The 23674-nt window shown below is 51.0% G+C and carries 25 protein-coding genes and 1 tRNA gene; all 26 read left to right on the top strand.

Annotated elements, in window-relative coordinates:
* The first annotated feature begins 12 nt into the window (after positions 1-12).
* The 26 genes from GF409_07900 to GF409_08025 all read left to right on the top strand — a co-directional run bounded on the left by GF409_07900 (position 13) and on the right by GF409_08025 (position 23363).
* Complete coding sequence (locus GF409_07900; protein ID MBD3427134.1) at positions 13-918, top strand: hypothetical protein; 906 nt, start codon at positions 13-15, stop codon at positions 916-918.
* Between the two features lie 50 nt (positions 919-968).
* On the top strand, positions 969-2006 hold the full coding sequence (locus GF409_07905) for a hypothetical protein (protein MBD3427135.1): 1038 nt from the start codon (positions 969-971) through the stop codon (positions 2004-2006).
* Positions 1927-3120, top strand: coding sequence for a hypothetical protein (locus GF409_07910; protein ID MBD3427136.1), 1194 nt, complete (start codon positions 1927-1929; stop codon positions 3118-3120). The genes GF409_07905 and GF409_07910 overlap by 80 nt, the downstream gene beginning before the upstream one ends.
* Positions 3113-3523 (top strand): DoxX family membrane protein, encoded by a 411-nt coding sequence (locus tag GF409_07915; protein MBD3427137.1) that lies wholly within the window; start codon positions 3113-3115, stop codon positions 3521-3523. The genes GF409_07910 and GF409_07915 overlap by 8 nt, the downstream gene beginning before the upstream one ends.
* A 149-nt stretch (positions 3524-3672) precedes the next feature.
* Positions 3673-4920, top strand: coding sequence for an MFS transporter (locus GF409_07920; GenBank protein ID MBD3427138.1), 1248 nt, complete (start codon positions 3673-3675; stop codon positions 4918-4920).
* 2 nt (positions 4921-4922) lie between these two features.
* Positions 4923-7634: an AMP-binding protein gene (locus tag GF409_07925; protein ID MBD3427139.1), complete on the top strand. Its 2712-nt coding sequence runs from the start codon at positions 4923-4925 to the stop codon at positions 7632-7634.
* Positions 7631-8437, top strand: a complete 807-nt coding sequence (locus GF409_07930; GenBank protein MBD3427140.1) for an alpha/beta fold hydrolase — start codon at positions 7631-7633, stop codon at positions 8435-8437. The genes GF409_07925 and GF409_07930 overlap by 4 nt, the downstream gene beginning before the upstream one ends.
* Positions 8438-8499: 62 nt before the next feature.
* Complete coding sequence (locus GF409_07935) at positions 8500-8916, top strand: archease (GenBank protein MBD3427141.1); 417 nt, start codon at positions 8500-8502, stop codon at positions 8914-8916.
* 9 nt (positions 8917-8925) lie between these two features.
* On the top strand, positions 8926-10383 hold the full coding sequence (locus tag GF409_07940; protein MBD3427142.1) for an RNA-splicing ligase RtcB: 1458 nt from the start codon (positions 8926-8928) through the stop codon (positions 10381-10383).
* Positions 10384-10485: 102 nt separating this feature from the next.
* Positions 10486-11769 (top strand): serine--tRNA ligase, encoded by a 1284-nt coding sequence (gene serS / locus GF409_07945; GenBank protein MBD3427143.1) that lies wholly within the window; start codon positions 10486-10488, stop codon positions 11767-11769.
* Positions 11766-12446, top strand: coding sequence for a hypothetical protein (locus GF409_07950; protein MBD3427144.1), 681 nt, complete (start codon positions 11766-11768; stop codon positions 12444-12446). Before serS ends, GF409_07950 begins: the two co-directional genes overlap by 4 nt.
* 34 nt (positions 12447-12480) lie before the next feature.
* Positions 12481-12568: transfer RNA gene (locus GF409_07955), tRNA-Ser, on the top strand.
* Positions 12569-12693: 125 nt separating this feature from the next.
* Entirely contained in the window at positions 12694-14274 is a 1581-nt protein-coding gene (locus tag GF409_07960; protein MBD3427145.1) for a hypothetical protein, read from the top strand.
* Positions 14267-15316: a hypothetical protein gene (locus tag GF409_07965; protein MBD3427146.1), complete on the top strand. Its 1050-nt coding sequence runs from the start codon at positions 14267-14269 to the stop codon at positions 15314-15316. The genes GF409_07960 and GF409_07965 overlap by 8 nt, the downstream gene beginning before the upstream one ends.
* Before the next feature lie 242 nt (positions 15317-15558).
* Positions 15559-15942, top strand: a complete 384-nt coding sequence (locus GF409_07970; protein MBD3427147.1) for a hypothetical protein — start codon at positions 15559-15561, stop codon at positions 15940-15942.
* On the top strand, positions 15908-16270 hold the full coding sequence (locus tag GF409_07975; protein MBD3427148.1) for a hypothetical protein: 363 nt from the start codon (positions 15908-15910) through the stop codon (positions 16268-16270). Before GF409_07970 ends, GF409_07975 begins: the two co-directional genes overlap by 35 nt.
* Before the next feature lie 97 nt (positions 16271-16367).
* Positions 16368-16553 carry a hypothetical protein gene (locus GF409_07980; protein ID MBD3427149.1) on the top strand — a complete coding sequence of 62 codons (186 nt, stop codon included), beginning with the start codon at positions 16368-16370 and terminating at the stop codon, positions 16551-16553.
* Positions 16554-16784: 231 nt separating this feature from the next.
* On the top strand, positions 16785-17006 hold the full coding sequence (locus GF409_07985) for a hypothetical protein (GenBank protein MBD3427150.1): 222 nt from the start codon (positions 16785-16787) through the stop codon (positions 17004-17006).
* 191 nt (positions 17007-17197) lie between these two features.
* Positions 17198-17818 (top strand): hypothetical protein, encoded by a 621-nt coding sequence (locus tag GF409_07990; GenBank protein MBD3427151.1) that lies wholly within the window; start codon positions 17198-17200, stop codon positions 17816-17818.
* A 19-nt stretch (positions 17819-17837) separates the two neighbouring features.
* Entirely contained in the window at positions 17838-18236 is a 399-nt protein-coding gene (locus tag GF409_07995) for a hypothetical protein (GenBank protein ID MBD3427152.1), read from the top strand.
* Positions 18237-18243: 7 nt separating this feature from the next.
* Positions 18244-19278 (top strand): 23S rRNA (adenine(2503)-C(2))-methyltransferase RlmN, encoded by a 1035-nt coding sequence (rlmN, locus tag GF409_08000; protein MBD3427153.1) that lies wholly within the window; start codon positions 18244-18246, stop codon positions 19276-19278.
* Positions 19275-19937, top strand: a complete 663-nt coding sequence (locus GF409_08005; GenBank protein MBD3427154.1) for an HAD-IB family phosphatase — start codon at positions 19275-19277, stop codon at positions 19935-19937. The genes rlmN and GF409_08005 overlap by 4 nt, the downstream gene beginning before the upstream one ends.
* A complete protein-coding gene (locus GF409_08010) occupies positions 19934-20242 on the top strand; it encodes a hypothetical protein (GenBank protein ID MBD3427155.1) in 309 nt (102 codons plus the stop codon). The genes GF409_08005 and GF409_08010 overlap by 4 nt, the downstream gene beginning before the upstream one ends.
* 124 nt (positions 20243-20366) lie before the next feature.
* The gene (locus GF409_08015; protein ID MBD3427156.1) at positions 20367-21065 is read left to right on the top strand and encodes a protein-L-isoaspartate(D-aspartate) O-methyltransferase; all 699 of its coding nucleotides are present in this window, start codon (positions 20367-20369) and stop codon (positions 21063-21065) included.
* Positions 21066-21074: 9 nt separating this feature from the next.
* Complete coding sequence (locus GF409_08020; protein ID MBD3427157.1) at positions 21075-22094, top strand: DUF72 domain-containing protein; 1020 nt, start codon at positions 21075-21077, stop codon at positions 22092-22094.
* Positions 22095-22115: 21 nt separating this feature from the next.
* Complete coding sequence (locus tag GF409_08025) at positions 22116-23363, top strand: sodium:proton exchanger (protein ID MBD3427158.1); 1248 nt, start codon at positions 22116-22118, stop codon at positions 23361-23363.
* Positions 23364-23674 lie beyond the last annotated feature (311 nt).

Below are 23674 nucleotides of genomic sequence, written 5' to 3' on the forward strand. Positions count from 1 at the left end.
AGGGAACGTATCATGAAAACCGGCCTATTCATTCATGTTACCAGGAGCAATTTCCTGCCGGCGAGCATCATACCTTTTCTCGCCGGAGCGGCACTAGCTTTCCAGAAGGGGGCCGCGATGAACCCTTTTAAAATGGTACTGGGCCTGGCCGGGGTTTCCTCGGCACATCTTGCCGGCAACCTTTTCAACGATTATTTCGACCACAAAAGCGGCGCCGACACAGGTGAAGGTATTAAAAGCCCGTTTTTTGGTGGTTCAGGCGTGATACAGAACGGCCTTTTCAGCGCGCGGGACGTACTACTGCTGGCCGTTGCAATGCTGGCGGTGTCGGTATTTTCGGCATTTGGGGTCTTCTTCATAACGGGCGATCCGGTTTTTCTACTCATTATGGCGCTGGTGGGGCTATTAACTGTAAGTTACACCGCGCCGCCTCTTAAGCTGGCCTACAACAGGATGGGGGAAGCGGATATATTTTTTCTTTTCGGTGTTTTTCTGGTAATGGGCGGGTTCTATCTTTTTGCGGGGAGTTTCACGCTGGATTCACTGGCAGTGTCGCTTCCTGTTTCTTTTCTCATAACCGCCGTAATAATATGCAATGAAGTGCCGGACATTAAGACCGACACGCAAGCCGATAAGAACAACCTTGTTTCTCTGGCCGGCAAGGATAAGGGGTATCTGCTTTATGGGGTGGCTCTTGTATTATCGTACGCCTCGGTCCTCTGGAATATATCCAGAGGCACCTTGCCGGCTTATTCGGCACTTCTGGTGGTTTTGTATATGCCCGGTTGGCTGGCATTCGGCATTCTCAGGGATAAGCATGATGACCAGAAGAGCCTCGTTAAGGCCAGTGGTCTTACGGTGCTATTGCACATGTTGTTGGGATTGGGTATTATCGCCGGTATTCTTGCCAAGGCCTGAAGAGATCTTTCCGTTCGGTAAGGGCGCGATACTGAACACGGGATAGAAGAATGAAGCAGGATGAAAAGGAAAATATGAATATGAGCCTTTCTGCGGGAAAAGTCTCGCGGAGGTTGCAGAAGGTTCTCGATCTCGGGGAGGGTGAGCTTTCGCGCCTTTTTTCATGTTCGGCCCTTACCGCGGGCAAAAAACTAAGGGCAAAATTATTCCTCTCCTTTTGCGGTGAAGATGACAGCCGGGCAGTGGATATCGCTTCTTCGATCGAACTATTGCATGCCGCAAGCCTTATCCATGACGACGTACTGGACGGGGCTTCCTGCCGAAGGGGGCGCGCCTCGCTTTACCGGACAAGGGGAATCCCTGAAAGCGTTCTATACGGCGATTACCTTTTTTCAGAAGCTTTCCGCCTGGTAAGCTCTCTTCCGGACCCGTATTACTTCCGTGAAATGACCAAAGCCCTTTCCGGTGTTCTCAGGGGCGAGGTCCTTGAACAGACAAAAAGAGCAGACCTTTCCCTCACCAGGGAAGGATACCTCAAGGTCATAGGCCTAAAAACGGGGAGCCTGTTCAGCCTGGCGGCCAGACTGGGCGCGCACGCAAGGAAAAGTGAAGATCTGAATGAGGAAAATGCTTCGCTTTTTGGGATGTATTCGGGAATGGCTTACCAGGTCATGGACGATTACATGGATTATTTCGCGCAAAAAACCGGCAAGGACAGGTTCAGTGATATAAGAGAAGGCGTCATCACACTTCCTCTTATAATTCTCTGTGAAAGCTGTTCTTCCCGGGATATGGAGCAAATAGCTTCCTTTTTCAAATGTGATACGGCTTGTGAGGATCAGATTATGGATATATTGGATCTTATGCGGGATCATAAAGTGCCCTCCCGTGTTCTGGGTGGGGCCAGGCGTCTCATCGCGAAGGCGCGAACATTTATTGATGAGGATATGCGCACCCGGGCCGCATCCGGGTTTGATGTATCAGGTTGGATATTGGAGAGGATAAACGATGCCGAAAAAGAATATAGTCATACTGGGGGGCGGCTTCGCCGGGATAAGTGCCCTGAGAAGGCTCAAGAGATACTCTAGGCTTCTGGAGGGTGAGTTCAAACTGGTCCTTATAGACAAGAGGACCTGTTTTGAGTTCCTTCCCATGCTGCCGGACGTTATAGGCGGCTGGATGAGGCCTGAACTATTAAGATACGAGCTTGCCCCTTTCGCCGAGAGGCAGGATATCGAATTCGTAAATGAACCGGTAGAAGCCATTGATACAGGTAATAAGCGCATAAGAACGAGGGGCCGGGATATCCCTTATGAATACGCCGTGCTTGCCACGGGCTCTGAAACGAACTTTTACGGAAATAGCTCCTTGCGGGAATCCTGCCTGAAGCTTGATAACGTTGATGACGCTCTTGCCATCAACAGGACCCTTACCGATAGATCCGGCCGGATGGATGAGATGAACATCCTTGTGATCGGGGGAGGCTACACGGGGATCGAGATAGCGACAAATATAAATTACCTCTTGAGGGCTGGGTCCGGCAAATATAAAATCCATATCGTCGAAAAGGCCGATGATATCCTGAAAATGCTGCCCGAGTGGATAGCCGGAAAAGTCAAAAAGGAGATGGATAATCTGGGTATAGAGATAATAACATCTGATTCCCTTGAAGAGTATGACGGTGAGGTGGCCGTTCTGGCTTCGGGCAGGAAGTTCTCTCCAGCGAGCTGTATATGGACAGCAGGGGTCAAGTCCGGGGCCTATCTTGAGCAAACGGATCTGAATAAGAAAAGGACAAGGATAGTGGTTGAAAATGACCTCACTCCGGCCGATCACCATGGCAAAGATCTTTTCATAGCCGGGGATACGGCTTCCTTCACAGGGAGGGGCAAAGATAACCCCATCAGGATGGCCGTCATGTTCTCAATGGGGCAGGGGAAGACGGCCGCCAACAATATCATAAGGAGCATCCAGAAAAGACCTCTTGAGCGGTATAAAGTCCTGGACCTGGGGTATCTTGTTCCCATGGCGCATGGTAAGGCCCCGGGGGTTGTGATGCGCACCCGGGTGTGGGGGCTTTTGGGGTACATGATGCATTACTATATGTGTATCTATAGATCAGAACCGGAAAATATGGCGGGTATCGCGAAGGACGTGATATTTAAAATGCTGAAGAGAAAAATAAGGAGGGGAAATGGATAGGAGCAACCTGATAGATCTGGCGCTTTTCATACTGCGCCTTGCAGTGGGTGTGGTTTTCATAGCCCACGGTCTCCAGAAAGTATTCGGCATGTTCGGCGGATCTGGAATTGATGGGCTTTCCCGGATGCTTGAGTCTCTGGGGGTGATGCCCCCGGTCCTCTGGGCATGGGTGGCTGCTATAGGGGAGCTTGCCGGGGGCACTTTGCTTGTTCTGGGTATATTCCCCAGACTGAGCGCGCTTGTAATAGGGATGATAATGATGGCAGCTATCGTCCTGGTGCACTGGAAGAACGGTTATTTCGCTTCCAACGGAGGGTTTGAATATCCGCTTCTTAATCTTATGTGCTCTATCGCTATAATACTTGCCGGCGGCGGTAAATATTCTATTTTCAACAAGTTATAAACTTCTTTCTATTTTTCGGGACCGTATTTGCTAACCGTAATGGTTCGTGAGCATATCGGCATCAGTTGTATGCTCTGGCGCGGTGAATTTAAGTTCCCGGGTTGCTTGGTTGCATGGATTTATGATGCCAGTATAATTATAAGGAGGACATGATAAAGCTCAAGCCCACAAGCATCCTTCCTGTGCTAGCCTGGTCGTTCTACGATCTGGCTAACCAGTTCTTCGCCCTTAACGTGATATCCCTGCATTTTCCGCGCTGGATAAGCGTGGAAAAAGGAGCTCCTGAAATATATTTCAGTTTGTCTTTCGGTATCTCCATGTTCATGGTGGCCTTATGCGCTCCCTTTCTGGGGATGATATCGGACATGAAGAACTGGCGCAGGCTGTTCCTCGGCCTGTTCACGATCGTAGCCGTTATTTTCACCATAGCAATGGGTTTCGCAAAAGGCATTTTTCTTCCTCTTGTCCTTTTCGCGATAGCCAATTTCGGCTGCCAGGAAGCGGTGGTCTTTTATAACGCGCTTTTGACAAGGGTGGCTCCGCGAGAAAAGGTCGGGCTGGTATCCGGGTTCGGGATGATGCTCGGCTATATCGGCGCGATAGTCGCGCTTCTCTTTACAAAACCCGTAATAGTCGAAATGGGATACAAGGGGACCTTTATTTTTACCGGTATATTCTTTTTTCTTTTCGCTCTGCCCTGTCTGATCTTCGTAAGGGATGAGAAGCCCCCGGAAAAGATGGAACTCTCTTTCTTCCTGAAAAAAAGCAGCCTGCAGGAAATATACGCCAAGTTCCGTGAGACCCTGACGGAAGCCGAGCACTTCAAGGGGCTTAAGCATCTTCTGAAGGCTTCCTTTTTTCTGCTTTGTTTCGTGAACGCGATAATACTTTTCATGTCTGTATACGCGGTAAAGGTCTTCGGCCTCAAGGAAGGACAGATAATAGATCTAATGGCCTTTTCGGCCTTCTTTGCCGTGCTTGGCAGCATACTCTCCGGGTATCTGAGCGATATAGTGGGTTACGGCAGGTCGCTTGTCGCGATCTTCCTGATGTGGGCGTGCTGCATAATAACCGGGGGGCTTCTCGGGCCTCCTTGGCACTGGCTTGTCGGGGCCCTGGCGGGAACGTGCATCGGATCCACATGGGTAGTTCTGCGGGCGATGGTGGTCAGGCTCGTGCCCCGGGAAAAGGTGGGCGAGGCGTTCGGCCTGTTCAACCTGGTAAGCTATTTTTCGGGTATAGCGGGTCCGGTATTCTTCGGGGTGATGCTGTTCTTTTTTTCACGCCTGGGTGTGGCCGGTTACAGGATATCCTTCATGAGCATGCTCATCTTCATGATAGGGGGGCTTTATTTTCTTCTTAGCAAAAAACCGGAAAAGACACGAGAGGTATTCTAGTTATGAAAAATAACCTGTGGGAACAGTTCGAGCAGACCGCTTCGGACAAGGCCGATAAGACGGCGATAAAAGACAAAAGTTCGGGCGAATGGAAGGACCTCACTTACGCGGAGCTGGAGGGAAAGATAAGGTCGCTGGCTCATTTTCTGGGCGAAGAAGGCGCCTCTGAAGGCGACAGGATAGGCATAATCCTTGAGAACAGGGCCGAATGGCCTTTGATATTCTTTTCGATAATCCTGTCCGACTGCGTATGCGTCCCCATAAACCCGACCTCGTCAGAGAACGAAATAAAGAACATCATAAAAAATTCCGGTTGTGCCATCGTCTTTACAAGTAAAGATTATCATGATACCGCCAAAGATTGTGAGGGCATAGACAAGGTCTATACGATCGGATCTGACGAATTCAAAAACGCTGTGAAGTCCCACGGGGACCGGAAGAAAAAGACCGCAGGTGCGAAAGAAGAAGACCTTGCCTGCATCATGTACACTTCGGGCACGACCTCAGAGCCAAAGGGAGTTATGCTTACCCACAAGAACATCCTCTCGAACTGTGATTCCCTGATTCGAACGGACATAATCACCCCGGAGGATTCGGTCATATCCATGCTCCCGCTGCATCATATCTTTCCCTTTACGGTGACGATGCTACCGCCTCTTTTATACGGGGGCAGGGTGATCTATCCGGGCACGATGAGACGCGAAGCTGTTCTTGGCGCCATCAGGGAATCCAAGTCGACTGTTTTCGTGGTCGTTCCTCAGGTTCTGCATTCGATCAACCAGCAGATAAAAGAAAAGAAGAAAAAAATGATCTTCCCGGTCAACCTGCTTTTGAGCGCTTTTATCTGGGTATTGCACAAGGTAAGAGAGATGTCCGGGATCAACCTTGCCCGGAGAGCCCTCTTTCCGGTTCACGCCAGGTTCGGCGGATCTTTCCGTTTTTTCGTAAGCGGCGGGGCGAAGCTGGATGAGAAGGTCGCCAGGAGCCTGCAGAGTTTCGGCTTTACCGTTCTGGAGGGGTACGGGCTCACCGAAAGCTCGCCCGTTCTTACCCTCAATCCCCCGGGAGAGCAGAAGTTCGGTTCGGCGGGGGTGCCCGTTCCCGATGTTGAGATAAAGATAAAGGATAAGAACGAAGAAGGCGTCGGGGAGGTCATAGCGCGCGGTCCCAACATAATGAAGGGATATTACAAGAAGCAGGAGCTTACCGAGGAGACCTTGAAGGACGGATGGCTTCACACCGGGGATCTGGGATATTTCGATGAGGATGGTTACCTTTTCCTGACAGGTAGGGCCAAGGACGTTATCGTCCTGAGTTCGGGGATGAACATCTATCCCGACGAGATCGAAGAGGCTTACATGAGCGAGGCTCCTGTAAAGGAGATGTGCGTCTTCGAGGTCCCTTCCAAGAATGAAGGAGACCTCACCCTCTGGGCGGTGGTGGTGCCAGATGTTGAGTTTTTCAAAAAGTACGGGGAGGTCAACCTCAAGGGCGTCATAAGGGACAGGTTCAATAACGTGTCAAAGGATCTTCCCGGGCATATGCGCCTGAGAGGATTTACCGTGACAATGGATGAACTCCCCCGGACCGAGCTGGGGAAGATACAGAGGTTCAAGGTTAAGGAAAAATACGGCAAGGAAGCCCGAGAGGGGGAAGAACCGGTAAAGACCGAGGAGGAACTCACCGAGGAAGACCGGGAACTGATGGAGACCGAGCACGGAAGGAAGATAATTGATTATCTCGCGGAGAAGACCGGGACGGAAAGGGAGGTCACCCCGAAAGATTTTCTGGAAATGGACCTGGGCATAGATTCTCTTGGACGGATAGAAATAGCCGAAGGCCTGGAAGAGGTGTTGGGCACAGGAATAAAGGACGAGGTCGTAGGCAGTGCCTTCACCGTGAAGGACCTGATAGAGGGGGTGGAACCCTTCCTGGGGGAGGAAGGGGCAAAGCCCTCCAAGGAAGGCAAGGAAAAAAAGGAAGGAAAACCCGCCGATTGGGGAAAGATCATCCGCGGCAAACCCCGGGAAGAGAACCTTGAGAAAATAGACCTCGATCCGGGATGGCTGGCCTGGCTGGGAGGATTCATTTTCATTTTCACGCACAGGATGCTCTTTAAAATATTCTACAGGCTGAAAGTGGAGGCCAGGGAAAATTATCCCGAGGAGGGCCCTTACATCATTTACGCGAACCATACCAGTTATTTCGATGGGTTTCTCGTGGCTTCGGCCCTGCCGGATTATCCCCGCCTTGAGCTTTTCTTCGTGGGTTTCCGGGCGTATTTTGAGGTGCCCATCATTCGGAACCTGGTAAAGATTGGCAGGATAATACCGCTTGATTTTTCATCTCACCTGCTTGAATCGCTGAAAAGCGCTCATTATGTCCTCGATCACGGCAAGGGGCTCTGCCTTTTTCCGGAGGGATTCCGCACCATCGACGGCAAGGTCGCGGATTTCAAGAAAGGCTTCGGCATACTCGCCGTGGAAACACAGGCGAAACTGGTCCCGGTGGCGATCGAGGGCGCTTTTGAAGCATGGCCGCGCACCTCGAAGTTCCCGCGCCTTCATCCGATCAAAGTGACTTTCGGTGAGGCTTTTACGCCGGAAGAGGCCGAGAAAACAGGAAAAGACCTCGGTGCCGAGGATACCTACGAGGCGGTGTCCCTGGGTGCGAGGCAAAAACTGATCGAACTCAAGGGGGAGGAAGACGAATGATGCCGGTTCTTACAGCTTTTGTAATTATGCTTCTTGCCGTCTATTTAATAAGGTATATAGAGAATAAAAGCCTTTTCTTCCCGATGAAGGAAGTCACCACCGACCCCGACTCGATAGGTCTGCTGTATGAAGAGGTATATTTTGAGACTGCCGACGGCAGACGCCTTAACGGATGGTTCATACCCCGGGATGGATCGGATTTCACGGTCATATTCTGCCATGGTAACGCCGGCAATATAGGCCACAGGCTGAGCAAACTTTCCATGCTCAACGAGCTGGACCTTAGCGTATTCATCTTTGATTACCGGGGTTTCGGTAAAAGCGAGGGCGTTCCCCGGGAGAAGGGCCTTTACACGGACGCGCTTGCCGCTTACGAATACATCTCAATATCCCGCGGCGTGCCCGAGAATAGGATAATCCTTTACGGCGAATCGCTTGGGGCAGCTGTTTCCGCCGAGGTAGCCGCGAAGAAGCGGCCGGAGGCTCTTGTTACCGAGGAAGCTTTCACCTGCCTGCGGGACATGGCCAAGAAAGCGTACCCGTACGTGCCGCATTTTATCTTTTCCTCAAGACTTGATACCATGCGTGAGCTAAAAAAAGCGGAATGCCCCAAACTCATAATGCATAGTATAGACGACGAGATCGTTTTCTACGATTTGGGGGAGAAACTTTTCCGCGAGGCGAGGTCCCCGAAGGAGTTCCTCCAGCTCAGGGGCACCCACACTACGGCTTTTCTGGATTCGAAGGAACTTTATCAGGAAGGACTGTCATCTTTTCTGGAAAAGATACGCGGAAAAAAATGAGATCACAAGGCGCGGCCCGAATTTGGTTGGAGAATCAGCCGGTTACACAATATAATTGAATTATGAAAAGGTATGAGCAGATATCGCATACCGCGGACCTTGCGGCAAAGGTTTACGGAAAGGACCTTGCGGAACTTTTCGAGAACGCGGCTTTTGCCATGATGGACATGTCCGCCGAGCTTGAGGGGCTCCGGAAAGAAGAGAAGAGGCAGATAGAGCTTGATTCTGCCGGGAAGGAAGACCTTCTCATTGACTGGCTGAACGAAGTGCTTTACACTTCCGTATCGGAAAAGATCCTGTTCCTTGAATTCCGCGTCAATTCGATTGAGGATGACAAACTGGCGGCGGAGATCATCGGCCAGAGTGTGGGCGATGATACCGACCGGATCAATATAGAGATAAAAGCGGCCACTTACCATGAGATAAAGATCGAGGAAAACGCATCGGGTTACGAAGTCACCGTGGTTTTCGACGTCTAAAGGGGGATCATGACCAAAGAGTTCACTGGAAATCTCGAGAAGATCGATGAATACAGGTGGAGGATACCGACCGATTACATGCCCGGCATGAAAGTGCCCGGCGTTATATATTCCGACGAAAAGATGCTCAAGAGCATCGTAAGCGATAATGCGCCCCAGCAGGTCGCCAATGCCGCGCACCTTCCCGGGGTGGTCAAAGCTTCCATGGCCATGCCGGACATACACTGGGGATACGGGCTTCCCATAGGGGGGGTCGTGGCGACCGACGTGGAAGAAGGCGGGGTTGTAACGCCCGGCGGCGTGGGCTACGACATAAATTGCGGGGTAAGGCTCATTAAGACGAAACTTGAAGCGGATAAGGTGAGAAGCCGCTCCAAGGAACTTGTGAACATGCTCTACAAGATAGTTCCCACCGGCGTCGGCTCGACCGGCAGGCTTACCGTTAGCGAGAAAGAGGAAAAACAGATAATGCAAAAAGGCTCCGCATGGGCCGTCGATAAAGGCTACGGATGGGAAGGTGACCTGGAAAGATGCGAAGAGAACGGGGCCATAGAGGGAGCCGATCCCGAGATGGTCTCCAAAAGGGCCTATCAGAGGGGGCGCGAGCAATCTGGCACCCTCGGCTCGGGGAACCATTTTCTGGAGGTGCAGGAGGTAGACCGGATATACAACGAGGACATCGCGGAGGCTTTCGGCATCAAAAAGGGTTTTGTCACGCTGATGGTACATACCGGTAGCAGGGGCTTCGGTCACCAGATATGCAGCGATTACGCCTCGAAAATGGTCAAGCTCCTTTCCAAGTACGGTATCAGTGTTCCCGACAGGCAGCTTTCATGCGTTCCTGTAAAAAGCGATGACGGGAGGGCCTATATGGGCGCCATGAGATGCGCCGCCAATTATGCCTGGGCGAACCGCCAGGTTATAACCCATCTTTCGCGACAGGCTTTCGAGAAGGTTTTCGGCGAAAGCGCCGAGTCGCTCGGGATGAACCTGCTCTATGACGTGGCGCACAACATAGCCAAGCTCGAGGAATACGAGATAGACGGTAAAAAACGCAAGCTTTGCGTCCACAGAAAGGGCGCTACGCGCGCCTTTCCTCCCGGACACGATGAGATCCCCCAAGCCTACAGCAGGACCGGCCAGCCCGTCATCATACCGGGTGACATGGGCAGGTGTTCCTATCTGCTCGCGGGCACAAAAGAGGCGGAGGATTCCTTTTATTCCACGTGTCACGGCGCGGGAAGGATCATGTCGCGGACCGCTGCTAAAAAATCCACCAGGGGAAGAAATATCGTCAAGGAGCTCGACCAGAAGGGGATAACCGTCAGGTTCACTGGAAAGAGCACGCTTAACGAGGAGGTGTCCGAGGCATACAAGGACGTTACAGAAGTCGTGGATATTGTCGAAGGGGCGCGGATCTCCGTAAAGGTCGCAAGACTCAGGCCCATCGGCGTCATAAAGGGCTGAGGTTGCATAATCGGACCTGAGAATATATAATTAGTAATAAACATGATAGGGGCAACCCCCTCCGAGGTTGCCCTTTAAAATAAAAAGAGAGGATAGATATAGATGCTTGATCCAAAATTCATACGCGAAAATCCCGATACCGTGAGAAAGTCCATGGACGCCCGCGGCGACAAGAGGGAGATGGTCGATGACTTTCTCAAGCTTGATGAGCAGAGAAGAGACCTTATCCAGCAGGTAGAAGATCTTAAACGCAGGAAGAACGAGTCTTCCAGGAACATAGGCGAACTCATAAAACAGAAAAAGGATGTCACGGACGCAAAGGCTGAGGTGAAAAAGCTTTCCGCTGAGATATCAGCCCTTGATGAAAAGCTCAGGGAAACGGAAGAGAAATACGAATACATTCTTCAGAGGATACCCAATGTGCCCCATCAGAGCGTGCCCGTGGGCAGGGACGAATCTGCGAACACCCTCGTCAAGGAATGGGGCGAGCAGAAAGAGTTTTCTTTCGATGCCAGGGACCATCTTGAGCTGGGCCAGATCAACAGGCTCTTCGACCTGGAAAGGGCGGCCAAGATAACAGGGTCTTTTTTTCCTCTTTTTACCGGCCAGGGCGCCAAGCTCGAGAGGGCGCTTATAAACTACATGCTGGATGTTCACATCAAAGAGCATGGCTACACTGAGCTCTTTCCGCCGGTTCTGGTCAACCGCAAGAGCATGTTCGGTACCGGTCAGATCCCCAAGCTGGAAGAGGATATGTACAAGATATACGAGGAGGATCTCTTCCTGATACCTACCGCGGAAGTACCGGTGACCAACATCCACTCGGAGGAGACCATAGACGAAGAGGACCTTCCGATCTACTACACCGCCTATACGGCCTGTTTCAGAAGAGAAGCCGGTTCCTACGGCAAGGATACAAAGGGTCTCATCCGGGTGCACCAGTTCGACAAGGTCGAGATGGTCAAGTTCACCACACCTGAAAGCTCCATGGAGGAACACGAGAAGCTCCTTAAGGATGCCGAGGACATAATACAGCGCCTGGAACTTCCTTACCGTGTGCTTGTCCTGTCTACCGGGGACATGAGCTTTGCCGCGCATAAATGCTATGACATAGAGTTATGGGCACCGGGTTCCAGGAAGTGGCTTGAGGTATCAAGCTGTTCGGTCTTCACCGACTTCCAGGCCAGACGCGCCAATATCAAGTACCGTCCTTCCGACAGGGACCGGAAGCCTGAATATCTCCACACGCTTAACGCTTCAGGTGTGGCGCTTCCCAGGCTCGTGATAGCCATCCTGGAGACATATCAGAACGAGGACGGTTCAGTGACCGTACCACAGGCGATAAGACCTTATTTCGGGGCGGACAGGATCGAACCAGGCTCATGAAGTTCCTAAAATCAATGATCGGCATACTGCTTATACCGGTTGTCATAGGTTTCGGCAGGGCTTTTTACGTCAATGTTTCCGGGATAAGCATCCTTAGCGGCACTCTCCATGTGCTCGAGAGAGGGGTTCTGGCCTATCTGCTCATGCATGTCATGCTCCTTCGTCCGGCCTACCTTTACGTTCTGGGGCACGAATTCGTCCATGTTCTGGCAACCTGGCTCTGCGGGGGCAGGGTGGTCTCTTTCAGCGTTAAGCCCTCCGGGGGGAACGTAGTTACCAGTAAGTCCAACGTTTTCATAGAGCTCAGCCCGTATTTCGTTCCGATCTACACAGTGCTTCTCGGTCCGGTTTTTCTTCTTCTGGAAGTTCTCGGGTACAAAACGCCTCATACCGTCGAGCTGTTCATATTCCTGGTCGGATTTACGCTTGCGTTCCATTTCAGCATGACCTCGGAAGTTTTGAGAATGGAACAGCCCGACATAATCAAGTCCGGGCTTATCTTCTCTCTGGTTTTCATACTTCTATGCAACCTTATCGTGACCATTGCCGTAGTATCCCCGGTATTCGATGGACTTTCGTTCGTGGGGTTCTTCAAAGAATCCATTGAGTATTCGAGGGACATATATCTGCTTATTTACGAGAGAACCCTTGAGTTTGTAAATAGGATACAAATCTGATAAAATAGTAAATCCCTGAAGGAGATATATCGGCGGAGGAGTGGCTGAGTGGTCGAAAGCGGCGGTCTTGAAAACCGTTGTGGGGCAACCCACCGTGGGTTCGAATCCTACCTCCTCCGCCATACCCAAGACCCTTATCTTTTTTTATGATAAGGGTTTTTTACGCCCTTCTCCCGCGGGGTGACAGGATCCTCCTGTGTGGTGTATACTAGGAGAGTGCTGAAATTCATTCTGCGGGGAGTTCAAAGTGACCGAAGTCAAGACGTATACCGATGAGATAGATTTCGAAGGGGCCTATAACGAGTCCCTCGCCCAGCTAAGAGACCTTATCACAGGCCCCGATCAGGGCCGGATCGGCTACGTCGCTTCCTCGGAAAACATCGATAATTATAAACGCCTGTTTACCCGGGATACGTTCTGGATAGGCATGGCCAGTATTCTTTCGGGGGAAGAGGACCTCATAGAGGCTTTCCGCAGCAGTCTCGATGTTCTTAAGGATACCCAGAGGGCTGACGGGGCCATTCCGAGCAACGTATCGGCGGCCGGTGAGGTGAGTTACGGCATCATTAACCCGAGAGTGGACCCCACCACGCTGTACATCATAGGAAGCGTGGAATACCTGAGGTATAAAAAGGACCCCTCCCAGTTCGCGTATTTCGCAGATTCCCTCGAGAAAGCGTTGGGTTATCTCGAAAATACCTGGGAGAACAAAAACTGCGGTCTTTTATACATACCCAGGGCGGGCAACTGGGCGGATGAATATTTCCAGGAAGGGTTCGTCCTTTACGACGAGGTTTTGTGGCATCTGGCTCTTAAGAAGATGGCCCATTTTTACAAGACTACCGGCGATGAAAGGTCAGGTGAGTATCTTGCCAGGTCTCTTGACGTAAAAAAGATCATCAGGGACAGATTCTGGATAAAGAACGATTCTTCCAAGCAGGACAGCGTTTATCTGAGCATGCGGAAAAAGATCGACCTGGACATCATGGGCTACCTGATGCATTTTTATTACGCCGCCCGGGATTCGAAAGAATGTTTCAACCGTTCACACGGGATATTTGACGCTTTCGGGAACAGCCTGGCGCTGGTCAGCGCGGTCGCTTCCTCGAGGCAGATAGAGAACATCATGCGCTTTGTTGACATGATATCAGTTAACTGGTATCCTCTTGTTCCGGCGCATTACCCCTTCTTCAAGGAGAACATATTCCGGTCAAAGCGCCTGTACCAATACCGTTTCAAGGAGTTCATGGGCCATTACCATAACGGGGGGCTGTGGCCATGGTATACCGGGGTGTACGTCTCGGGCCTTGTCAGGGTGGGCGCGGAGAAAAGAGCCATACGCTATCTCCACGGGATACTGCGGGCGAACGCCTCGGTAAGGAACGGCAAGAGATTCTATGAATACCACACCGCCCAGAAATGCACCGCGGAGGTCGAGGTGGTCCATCCGAGGGGGCTTGATTTTTATTTTTCGGAGAAATTGTTTAATTTCAATTCGGTCCAGAGGTCCAACCTGCGCCTGACATACAGGAACAAAAAGGTTGAGATCACCGATAAGATGTCCATCAGAACTCTCAACGCGAAAACCGGCGACCACATAAAACTGAGCACCGTCGGCCCCGACGCCAAGGACGTTCTGATGACCATAGCTTTTTTCAAGGACAAGGACAACCGCAGGTATTTCAGGAACATAGAGATGAACAAGATAAAGAGCGAACCCCAGGGCACGGCGTTTCTGGGGGTGAGCGCGGCCGCGTACGTTATCGCCTACAAGGCTGTCGCTGAGGGTAAAATTCTTTTCCAGCACAAGGAAGGTGAAGATGAATAGGACATGTACTGGTATTACCGCGAAAATATTAGTTCTGGTGTTGGCGCTCCTCTTTTTTGGGAGAGCCGCGGACGCAGAACAGAGGCTTATAGAGACCTACGACATAGGCCAGGCGAGCGTAAGGGTCAAGATAATGACTTCTTCGATGCCCACCGTCCTTGAGGGCAGGATAAAGGAGGAGTCGGGCTTCTATTTTTTCAAGATGAAGTTCATGGACAACTTCTTCAGTATCAACGTGCCGGAAAGAAGTTACCAGAAGATGGACTACCGGATGAGGCAGGACCTCGTGGCGACGATACTCATTCTTTACGGCAGGTCGTTCGAGCAATCAAGCGAGATGCTTTCTTTCCTGCCGAAGGGATACAGGTTCAACATGACCTTCGGCAGGACACAGTCCGGGCATCCTTTCAACCGTGTGTATGTTTACAGCAAGACCTCGAACATTTTCCCGGACCTTCTGCCCTATAAAAGTCCTTTAATGCCCGGCAGGACGCTCGAGACGCCCATAACCGGTTATGAAGAGTGGGTAATGCTGCATGAGATGGCCCACAGTATATTCGCCATGGCGGTGGGCAGTATACGCAATCCGAAGAACAGGTTCATGGAGGAGGGGTTCGCCGATTACTTTGCCGAACGCGTAATGGGAAGAAAGAGCCCGGCGAGGGAGTCCCTGGGGAAGATACCGATAAGCGCCAAGCAGGCCGCGAGACTCGAAGGGCTTTCCCAGCTTGACGTTGACGCGGCGATATGGGGCGAGGAAAGAGCTTTGAACGTGCCTATGGAAGGTTACGTGGGGGTGACCCATCATCACTTCGGCTATGAATTCATAAGCGCCTATGTTGAGGTCTTCGGCGATAAGAACCTCCGGGATTTTCTCCACAGGTTCAGCCAGACCGAGGAGGTCGTCGACAAGGGCGATTACGGCACCAAGAGAATAAAGAACATTTTCCTGAAAATGGGATATACTCCCAGGGAGATAGCGCTGTTCAGGCGGAATCTGCACGAGAAACTGCTGAAGAACGTTTTTGAAGTTACCGGATGATATCCATATCAATGCCTGCTCCGGACACCTTTTAAACACATTCCCGTAATATATTTTGGATCCGACCACAAGATATAGGCCCCCGGTGGCGTATGCCCCTTTATTTACGGGGTAGAGGGGGGCTCTCGAAATCCGAAAAGTCACAAAAACGTAATTTGTTATTAAAAGATCCATAACAATCATCGAATAAAGTATTGAATGAGGACCGGAGAGAGCTCCATCGGCAGCAAAAAGGGGGGAAGATGGTAATCTATGAAACAATCATAGGGATAATCAGTAAAGGCGCGGATGAATACGAAGCTGGAGAAAAGGCAGGCGAAGTAATAAACGGCGAAAAGGTCGCCAGGAACATGACCATAAGCTGCGAATCCACACACGCCGTTTTTGCCGAAGGCAAGAAAGGGTTCGGATTCATCAATAAACAGGAAAAAACGGAAAAGTACGAGACGGTGATACACATATACTCTGAGGGGGAGAGCGAGGACCAGGCCAGAGAATCGGCCGGGGAGCTTATCGACATCTCGAAGATGGATGAATGCATGGTCATAAGTTACGGTCCCACTTTTCCGAGGTTCAGGAAAGGAGCGAGAGATGAAATACAGAACGGTGATCGAATTGACGTGTGAAGCCCCGGATAAGGACGAGGCTTGTGATATGGCGGGCGCGTATCTTAAGGGAGATATCGATTTCGGCGTCGATATGATCTGCACGACGAGTTCACTTCCGACACACAGGTTAACAAAATGCGCCGTTGTCATATCCGTGTTCCTGGTATTAAGCCTGATAACCATTCTGAGATTTTCGCCGATAGGTTGCGCGGAGAAGGTCACCGGTTCCCGGAACGAGGGTTTCTGCAGCGCTTACGCGTTAATGCCCGCGCTTAAGACCAAGCACCGGGGCGGTTTCAAGGGTGCGTGGGAGAAGAAGCATCAGCGGGCAAAAAACAGGCTCTAGTGCCGGAAAGGGAATAATTGCAGACTTTTCACAAAATCGTTAAAAAGCCTTCACATCAAAGAAGTATTATCAAAGAAACTAGTAAAAAAGGAAACAAATGGGACGGACATATCCATTAGGCGCGAAGCAAAAGAGGAAGAAGACCATGCCCCGCAGGAAATCCTTCAAGAACGGGAAAAAAGAGACAACAGTGGGGTTTGACTGTCTTGAGGAAAACTCCCCAGCATGGCATCAGACCGCCGACATGGAACCGGTTCTTTTGAATACGACCTGGATCGAGTAAGTTTGCTTTCTGGCGAATCGAAGATCATTTATAGACGGATTATAAAGCAGGAAGGTGACCGGGGGAGGATACTTCGCCTATCTCACTCCCTTACCCCTTTACCTTTAAAATGCAGAGGCAGTAAGGTTTAGGGGTAGAGTATTCTCTCCCGATATTCACCCGGAGAAAATGTCCGTTCCCGGCGGCTCCGGCAGTTCGGGGTTTGTATTGCGATATACAAAAGGAAAGAATATGGCGAATAAAGATCTACATGTTTCATACAGGATCACTCAGGAAATGCTTGAGTATCACGAGGACCTTATGGAGAAGATATGCTCGCGCGTAGGCACAAGGGTGCCGCAGTCGAGAGTCATGAGGGCGATAATGGCCGTTACCAGAGATGATCCCAAGTTCAAGGAACAGCTGATAGGCAAGGTTTCCGATTATCTTCAAAAGGACCTTAATAACTGGTAGGATAAAAGGGCACTCGTTTTCTGGGGCGACACGACCATCTTTACTGAAAAGCCGGCATTTTACAAGTGCCGGTTTTTTTATAAAGCCGGAAAATTTGACTATATATGATTTATCAGGCAAATTTATTTATAAATATAGAAAATAATCTATTATAATAATATTATGCGATCAGGCAAAGTCCGGAGGAGAGAATGCTAACCGTACTGGCTTACGCGATAAAGATCGCGATAAGTACTTTTCTTATATATTTTTCGATAAAGATAGTAGAAGGATATAATTACAGGAATAACCTGGCGACTGCTTTCTTGACCGCTCTTATCTTAAGCGTGATCGGCGGCGGGTTCCTTTTCCTTTTCGGTCTTATGATCTGGGTCTTTATACTCATCAACTGGTATAATATCGGTTTTTTCAGGTCTTTTCTGATATGTTTCGTCTACGGGGTCATATCTTTTCTCCTGCAGATCCTGCTTGTCGCCGGGCTTGTAAGCGGGGGGTTCGTGGTGACCAGAATGACGGACCCGGCCGTTTACCAGGAGCACTGGGAAAAGATGAAGCTCCGCATCACGTCTTTGGTGGAGTATTTGCCGTCGCCGGTCCGGGAAAAACTCGGGTGGGCAGATAAACCCGCCGGAGGCACCGATCTTGTTCCCGAGCCCAAGAAGGTGAGGATAATCTTCAATAACGGCAGGAGCATAGAAGCTACCATCCTGATGGAGGGGCAGAAGGGATACCTGGTGGATATCGCCGAGGGCAGGTCGGAAGTCGTCCTTCGCAAGGACGGTATTAAACGCATAGAGGAACTCGAAAAATAGATCTGACGGGAGATGACGAATGGTAAGGAAGATAGTATCTTTATTCCTCGCGGCTAATCTGGTTTTTCTGGCGGGGTGTACGCCCGAAAGAATAGTACAGCTCGAGGTGGAGGGGAATGAGACGGTCGGCCTGAGGGAAGGGCAGATACTCAAGCTTCATTTCGAGTCGAACGCCTCTACCGGTTACACCTGGCAGCTTGCCGATGCGGTTAACGGTGATATCATTCGCCAGATAGGCACTTTCCGCTATGTGAGAAGATCCCGGGACCCCAGACTGGTCGGGGCTCCCGGGGTACAGATATTCAGGTGCGAAGCCGTCAAAAGAGGCAGGGCTAAACTTGTTTTCAAATACCTGCGTCCCTGGGAACAGGATAAACCTCCCGCGGAGAAATACACCGTAAAGGTCATTGTTCACTGATTGCAGAATGAAAGTTGATATAAGGGATTTCACGCTCGAGGAACTTACTTCCCGGATAATATCTATGGGAGAACCTGCGCACAGAGCGCGCCAGATCTTCTCCTGGATATACGCCAAGGGCGCAGACTCTTTCGATGAAATGACCGATATCCCAGGTTCTCTCGCGGAGCGGATGGATAGTGAGTACACGATCGGGTGTCTAAAATGCGCTGAACGCCTCAAGTCCGGGGACGGCACCGAGAAGTTCCTGTGGCGGCTGGATGACGGGTACAATATCGAAAGTGTTCTCATAAAGGAGAAGAAAAGGCGCACGCTTTGCCTTTCCACGCAGGTCGGGTGCAGATACGCCTGCAGGTTCTGCGCCAGCGGAAAGATGGGGTTTAAGCGGGACCTCCGCGTCGGGGAAATAACGGGCCAGTTATTGTCGGTACAAAAAAAGAGCGCGCAGCGTATCACCAACGCGGTGTTCATGGGCATGGGTGAGCCGCTGGACAATTACCCTAACCTTGAGAGTTCCATCAAAATAATGAACGATCCCCTGGGTATAGGCCTGGGCGCCAGAAAGATCACCGTCTCAACGTGCGGGATCGTTCCAGGCATACGCAGGCTGATGGACATCGGCCTGCAGGTGGAGCTGTCCGTATCGCTTCACGCGCCGACGGACGGTCTCAGGGACGAACTCGTTCCGGTGAACCGGCGCTACCCGCTGGAAGAGTTGATCCGAACGTGCGCTGAATATACACAGAGGACCAAAAGGGTTATTACCCTGGAATACACGCTTATCAGTCAGATGAACGATTCGCTTGAGTGCGCCGACAAGCTCGCCGGTATCGCGAAAAGACTCGCAGCAAAGGTGAACCTTATAGCCTGCAACCCGTCGGCGGACACGGGAGCAACCCCTCCGGAAGCAAAAAGGGTGCGCACCTTTACTGACTGCCTGCGGTCCCGGGGAGTTAACGTGACCCTGAGGAGGTCCAGGGGAAGTGACATCATGGCGGCCTGTGGCCAGCTTGCAGCAAGAAAGCGCGAACAGAGAAGATGAAATACAAACTTATCGTTTTCGACATAGACGGGACCATAACCAGGCATGTCTCCAGCTGGAGGTACATACACGAGAAGCTCGGGCTCTGGGACGTTCTTGCGAAAAAATATCAGGATCAGTTCCTCGCCGGGAAGATCAGCTACAGAAGGTTCTGCGAGCTTGACGCGGCGCACTGGAAGGATATGGAGGTTTCCAAGCTGGAGAAGGTATTCACGTCCGTCAAGTATTCAAAGAACGTGAAACGCGCGATGAAAAAGCTCAAAAAAAGCGGTTTCAAACTGGTAGCTATTTCCACCGGACTTCAGTTCATAGCGGACCGCGTGAAGAAGGAACTCGGGTTCGACCATGTTATCGGTAACCGGCTCAACATACGAAAGGGCAGGCTTACCGGCAAGGTCACGATAAAGATCAGCCACGGTGCTAAGGGCAGGACCGTGCGGGGGATACTCAAGCGGTTCGGCGCACGGGCTGAGGAAATGATCGCGGTAGGTGACAGCGAGGGGGATATTCCCATGATAGAGATCGCGGGGTATTCCATCGCGTTCAACTCATCAAGCGGGAAGTTATCGGAGATAGTAGATTATAATTGCACTTCGGAGGATTTTATGGAAGTATGTAATAAGATACTCGAGGTGTCTTTTCCTGGGGAGGACAAATGACCAGATCTCTCACTGAACACGCAAGAGAGAATATAAGCAGGGTCCATGAACTGTCGCGGGAATATAACGGCAAGGAAAAGTCTCACATGGAGGTGCTTCTTTACCTGGTCAAAAAACACGCCGAAGAGATAGAGGAGCTTTACCGCGCCTCCAGTGAAAAATTCCCGGTGGAGGTGGGTGACCTATTGATACTCTGCCATGAGATGCTTCTCGAGTCGGGTGAGGACCCGGACGGTATAATGGAGCTCTGTTACGGCCGTTACAGGAGGAAGCTGCGTGAGCTGATGGAAAGAAAGGAGGCTTGATCATGGTCGCCGAACGCGTTTCAAGACGCCAGAAGGATATACCGCGGGTGGTAAGAGAGAAGAAAAAAAGATCAAGCACGAGGATACGCACAAAAAAACACAAAAAATGAGTGATATCATGAAGATGACAAAGAGAATTTTGATAATATGCGCGTTCTTTATGCTTGCAGGAGCATGTTGTGCCCAGGAGGACCCTTTCCTCGAAGAGAGGCTGAGGATGGTTGATAAACAGATCCGGATGCGGGGGATACAGGATCCGGAAGTCCTCGAGGCCATGCGCCAGGTGAAGCGGCACCTATTCGTCCCCGAACATATACGCGGGCTTTCCTATGAAGATACACCTCTGCCCATAGGTTATGACCAGACGATATCACAGCCTTACATCGTGGCGTACATGACGGAACTGGCCGGACTGGAGGCCGATGACAAGGTGCTGGAGATAGGCACCGGGTCCGGTTACCAGGCGGCGGTACTTGCCCGCATGGTTGATCAGGTCTATACCATAGAGATAGTAAAGCCCCTTGCCGAATCTGCCCGTAAGAGGTTTCGCGAGCTCGGTATCGATAACGTGAACGTCAGATGGGGCGACGGGTACAAGGGGTGGCCCGACCAGGCGCCTTTTGATGCGGTGATCGTCACGGCCGCTCCGCCGGAGATACCGGAGGAACTTGTGGAACAGCTCAAGATCGGCGGCAGGATGGTGGTCCCGGTGGGCCGGTTCTTTCAGAAGATCAATCTGATAATCAGAACAGAGCAAGGCATTGAGAAAAGAGAGCTTTTGCCGGTAAGGTTCGTTCCCATGGTTCGTTCCGAAAAAGAATAAGGACCTCAGGTGGACATAAGGATAGGTTGTTGCGGATTTCCCGTAAAAAGGGAAGAATATTTCAGTAAATTCCGTGTAATGGAGGTGCAGAAGACCTTTTACAGTCCTCCGCGTGTGGAGACCCTGCGGAGATGGCGCATGGAGGCCACGAAGGGTTTCGAGTTCACGCTCAAGGCTTGGCAGGTAATAACGCATGAGGCGGCAAGTCCGACCTACCGGAGGCTTAAGAAGCACCCCGATAACTGGAAAAAGTCCAACTACGGGTCCTTTAAACCCACAGATGAGGTTTTCGGCGCTTGGGAAGAGACCGAGAAGGCCGCAGCCGCCCTCGGGGCCGGCATCATAGTCTTCCAGTGTCCGCCTTCCTTCCTGCCGACCGAGCTTAACAAGAAGAATCTCAGGAGGTTCTTCCGCACGATCGACAGGGGAGGGTATACCTTCGTCTGGGAGGTTCGTGGCGACTGGAAAGAAGAAGAAGTGAAGGCCCTCTGTGAAGAACTCGACCTTGTGCACTGCGTGGACCCCTTCAAGGCGAAGATCGAAAGAGGCCGCATAAGGTATTTCCGGATGCACGGGATCGGGGGGTATCGGTATAAATACACGGGCATGGACCTTAAGAAACTAAGGGATTTCTGCGAGAGTGAAATAGAGAAAGCGGGTGACCGCCACGCATATGTCCTGTTCAATAATATCTCCATGATGCATGACGCTATGAGGTTCAAATGGATCATAGAGAATACCGGCAGAATAAAGGAGATCAATACCGATTTCATAAAGAGCCTGTGCCACCGCATAGAGTACGATGAGGAGGATGAAAAGGTCGAGAGGCTGAGCCGTGAGGCCGAGCGGATAGTATCGCTGATACTTCATACAGATTATGCCAGGGTGGATATAGAGATCGAAAAATCCAAGTTGCGCGAACTCTGCAGGCAACTTTTCCCGGACAAGGAATACCTTTACGAGATGATCTACAGCCAGAGGTTCGACCGCTTGTGGGAACAGTTCAGGGAGATCGAAAAAGGAGAATAGTTCTATAAAAAGGGGGGACCAATGATACAGGAGCTGAGCACTCACTTCAACGCGATCCTTACCTTCGGGATAATTCTCCTGGCCGGATACGTCGCCGGGAGAGTCGCCAACTTCCTGAAGCTCCCCAAGGTGACCGGTTACATAATAGCGGGGGTTCTTCTCGAGCCTTCGGTCACGGGCCTCCTGCCGCAGAAGTTCATGGCCCACTCCTCCGTGGTCAATAATTTCGCGCTTTGTATCATAACGTATGCAATAGGCGGTTCTTTGTCTTTCAGGAAGATCCGTTCTCTGGGCAACACCATATGGGTGATGACGATATTCGAGTCGGTGATGACCTTTCTTATGATATCGGTGGGGCTTTTCTTTTTGCTTCCCTTGCTTACGCGTTACGCGGGGTTGTCAGTGGAGCCAGTACTTTTCCTGCCGCTGGCGATACTCGCCGGCTCTTTGGGCGCACCCACCGATCCCACGCCGACGCTTGCGGTCAAGGAAGAATACCGGGCGAGCGGACCGGTGACGACCACGATACTCGGTATAGGGGCGTTTGACGACGCCATGGGGATTATGATATTCAGTCTGGCGACGGCCGCGGGTGCTGCCATGGTAAGCGGAAGCGCCGGGGGTCTGGCATCGGCGATCATAAAACCTCTCGGCACCATATTTTTCTCGATCCTGACGGGAGGGCTTTTCGCCCTGTTTTTACTCGCCTCTTCCCGGAAAGTCCAGGACAAGGGAGTCATGGTAGCGCTGATCCTCGGTTCGCTCTTCGCGTGTTTCGGTATCGCGCAGGCCATCGGCCTGGATGAACTGCTTTCAACCATGACCTTCGGTTGCGTGGTCGTGAATCTGGCCAAGGACGAGGATAAGTACTTTCTGTCGGTGAGGGATTATTTCGAGGAGATGGTCTTCACCGTATTTTTCGTCATAGCTGGAGCTAACCTACAGCTGGGTATCCTCAAAAGCGCGCTTGCGGTGGTCATAATCTTCGTCGCTTTGCGTGTCGCCGGCAAGGTCGCCGGTTCCTATACGGGAGCGGTGATATCCGGGGCGAAGGAGAACGTGAAGAAGTACACGGCTCTTGGGCTTGTTCCACAGGGCGGCATAATAGTGGGCCTTGCGCTTCTTCTCAAAGAGCAGCCTGCTTTCAGCGGAATGGCGACGATCCTGCTGAACGTTATACTCGGCACCACGGTCCTTTTTGAGTTTATAGGCCCGTTACTTACCGAAATAGCGATCAAGCGCTCCGAAGAAGCGGGGAAGGGGGAATAAAAAAAGCAGCCTTTCCGGCTGCTTTAAAAAGGTTAGCTTTTCTTTAACCTTATTCACCTAAGTTTTTTATTTTAAGGGGGGAGAAAAGCTATAAAAGACCCAAAATCTAAAAGAGCATTTTCTTCTTTCCACATTCTTAAGTATAGCATAAAATGATATGTAGGCAACTTTTGGAAAATGCTCAGAAAAACGCGCGACAAAGAAAAAAAGGTTAAAAATCCAAAAAGCGTGATAGGCCTTTTTAAGGACTGGAATTTATATACAGGGCGTTAAAACCGCCTGTAAGTTAAGAGTAATAAATATCAAGCATG

The organism is Candidatus Omnitrophota bacterium (assembly GCA_014728045.1).
In the GTDB taxonomy this organism is placed as follows: Bacteria; Omnitrophota; Gorgyraeia; order Tantalellales; family Tantalellaceae; genus WJMH01.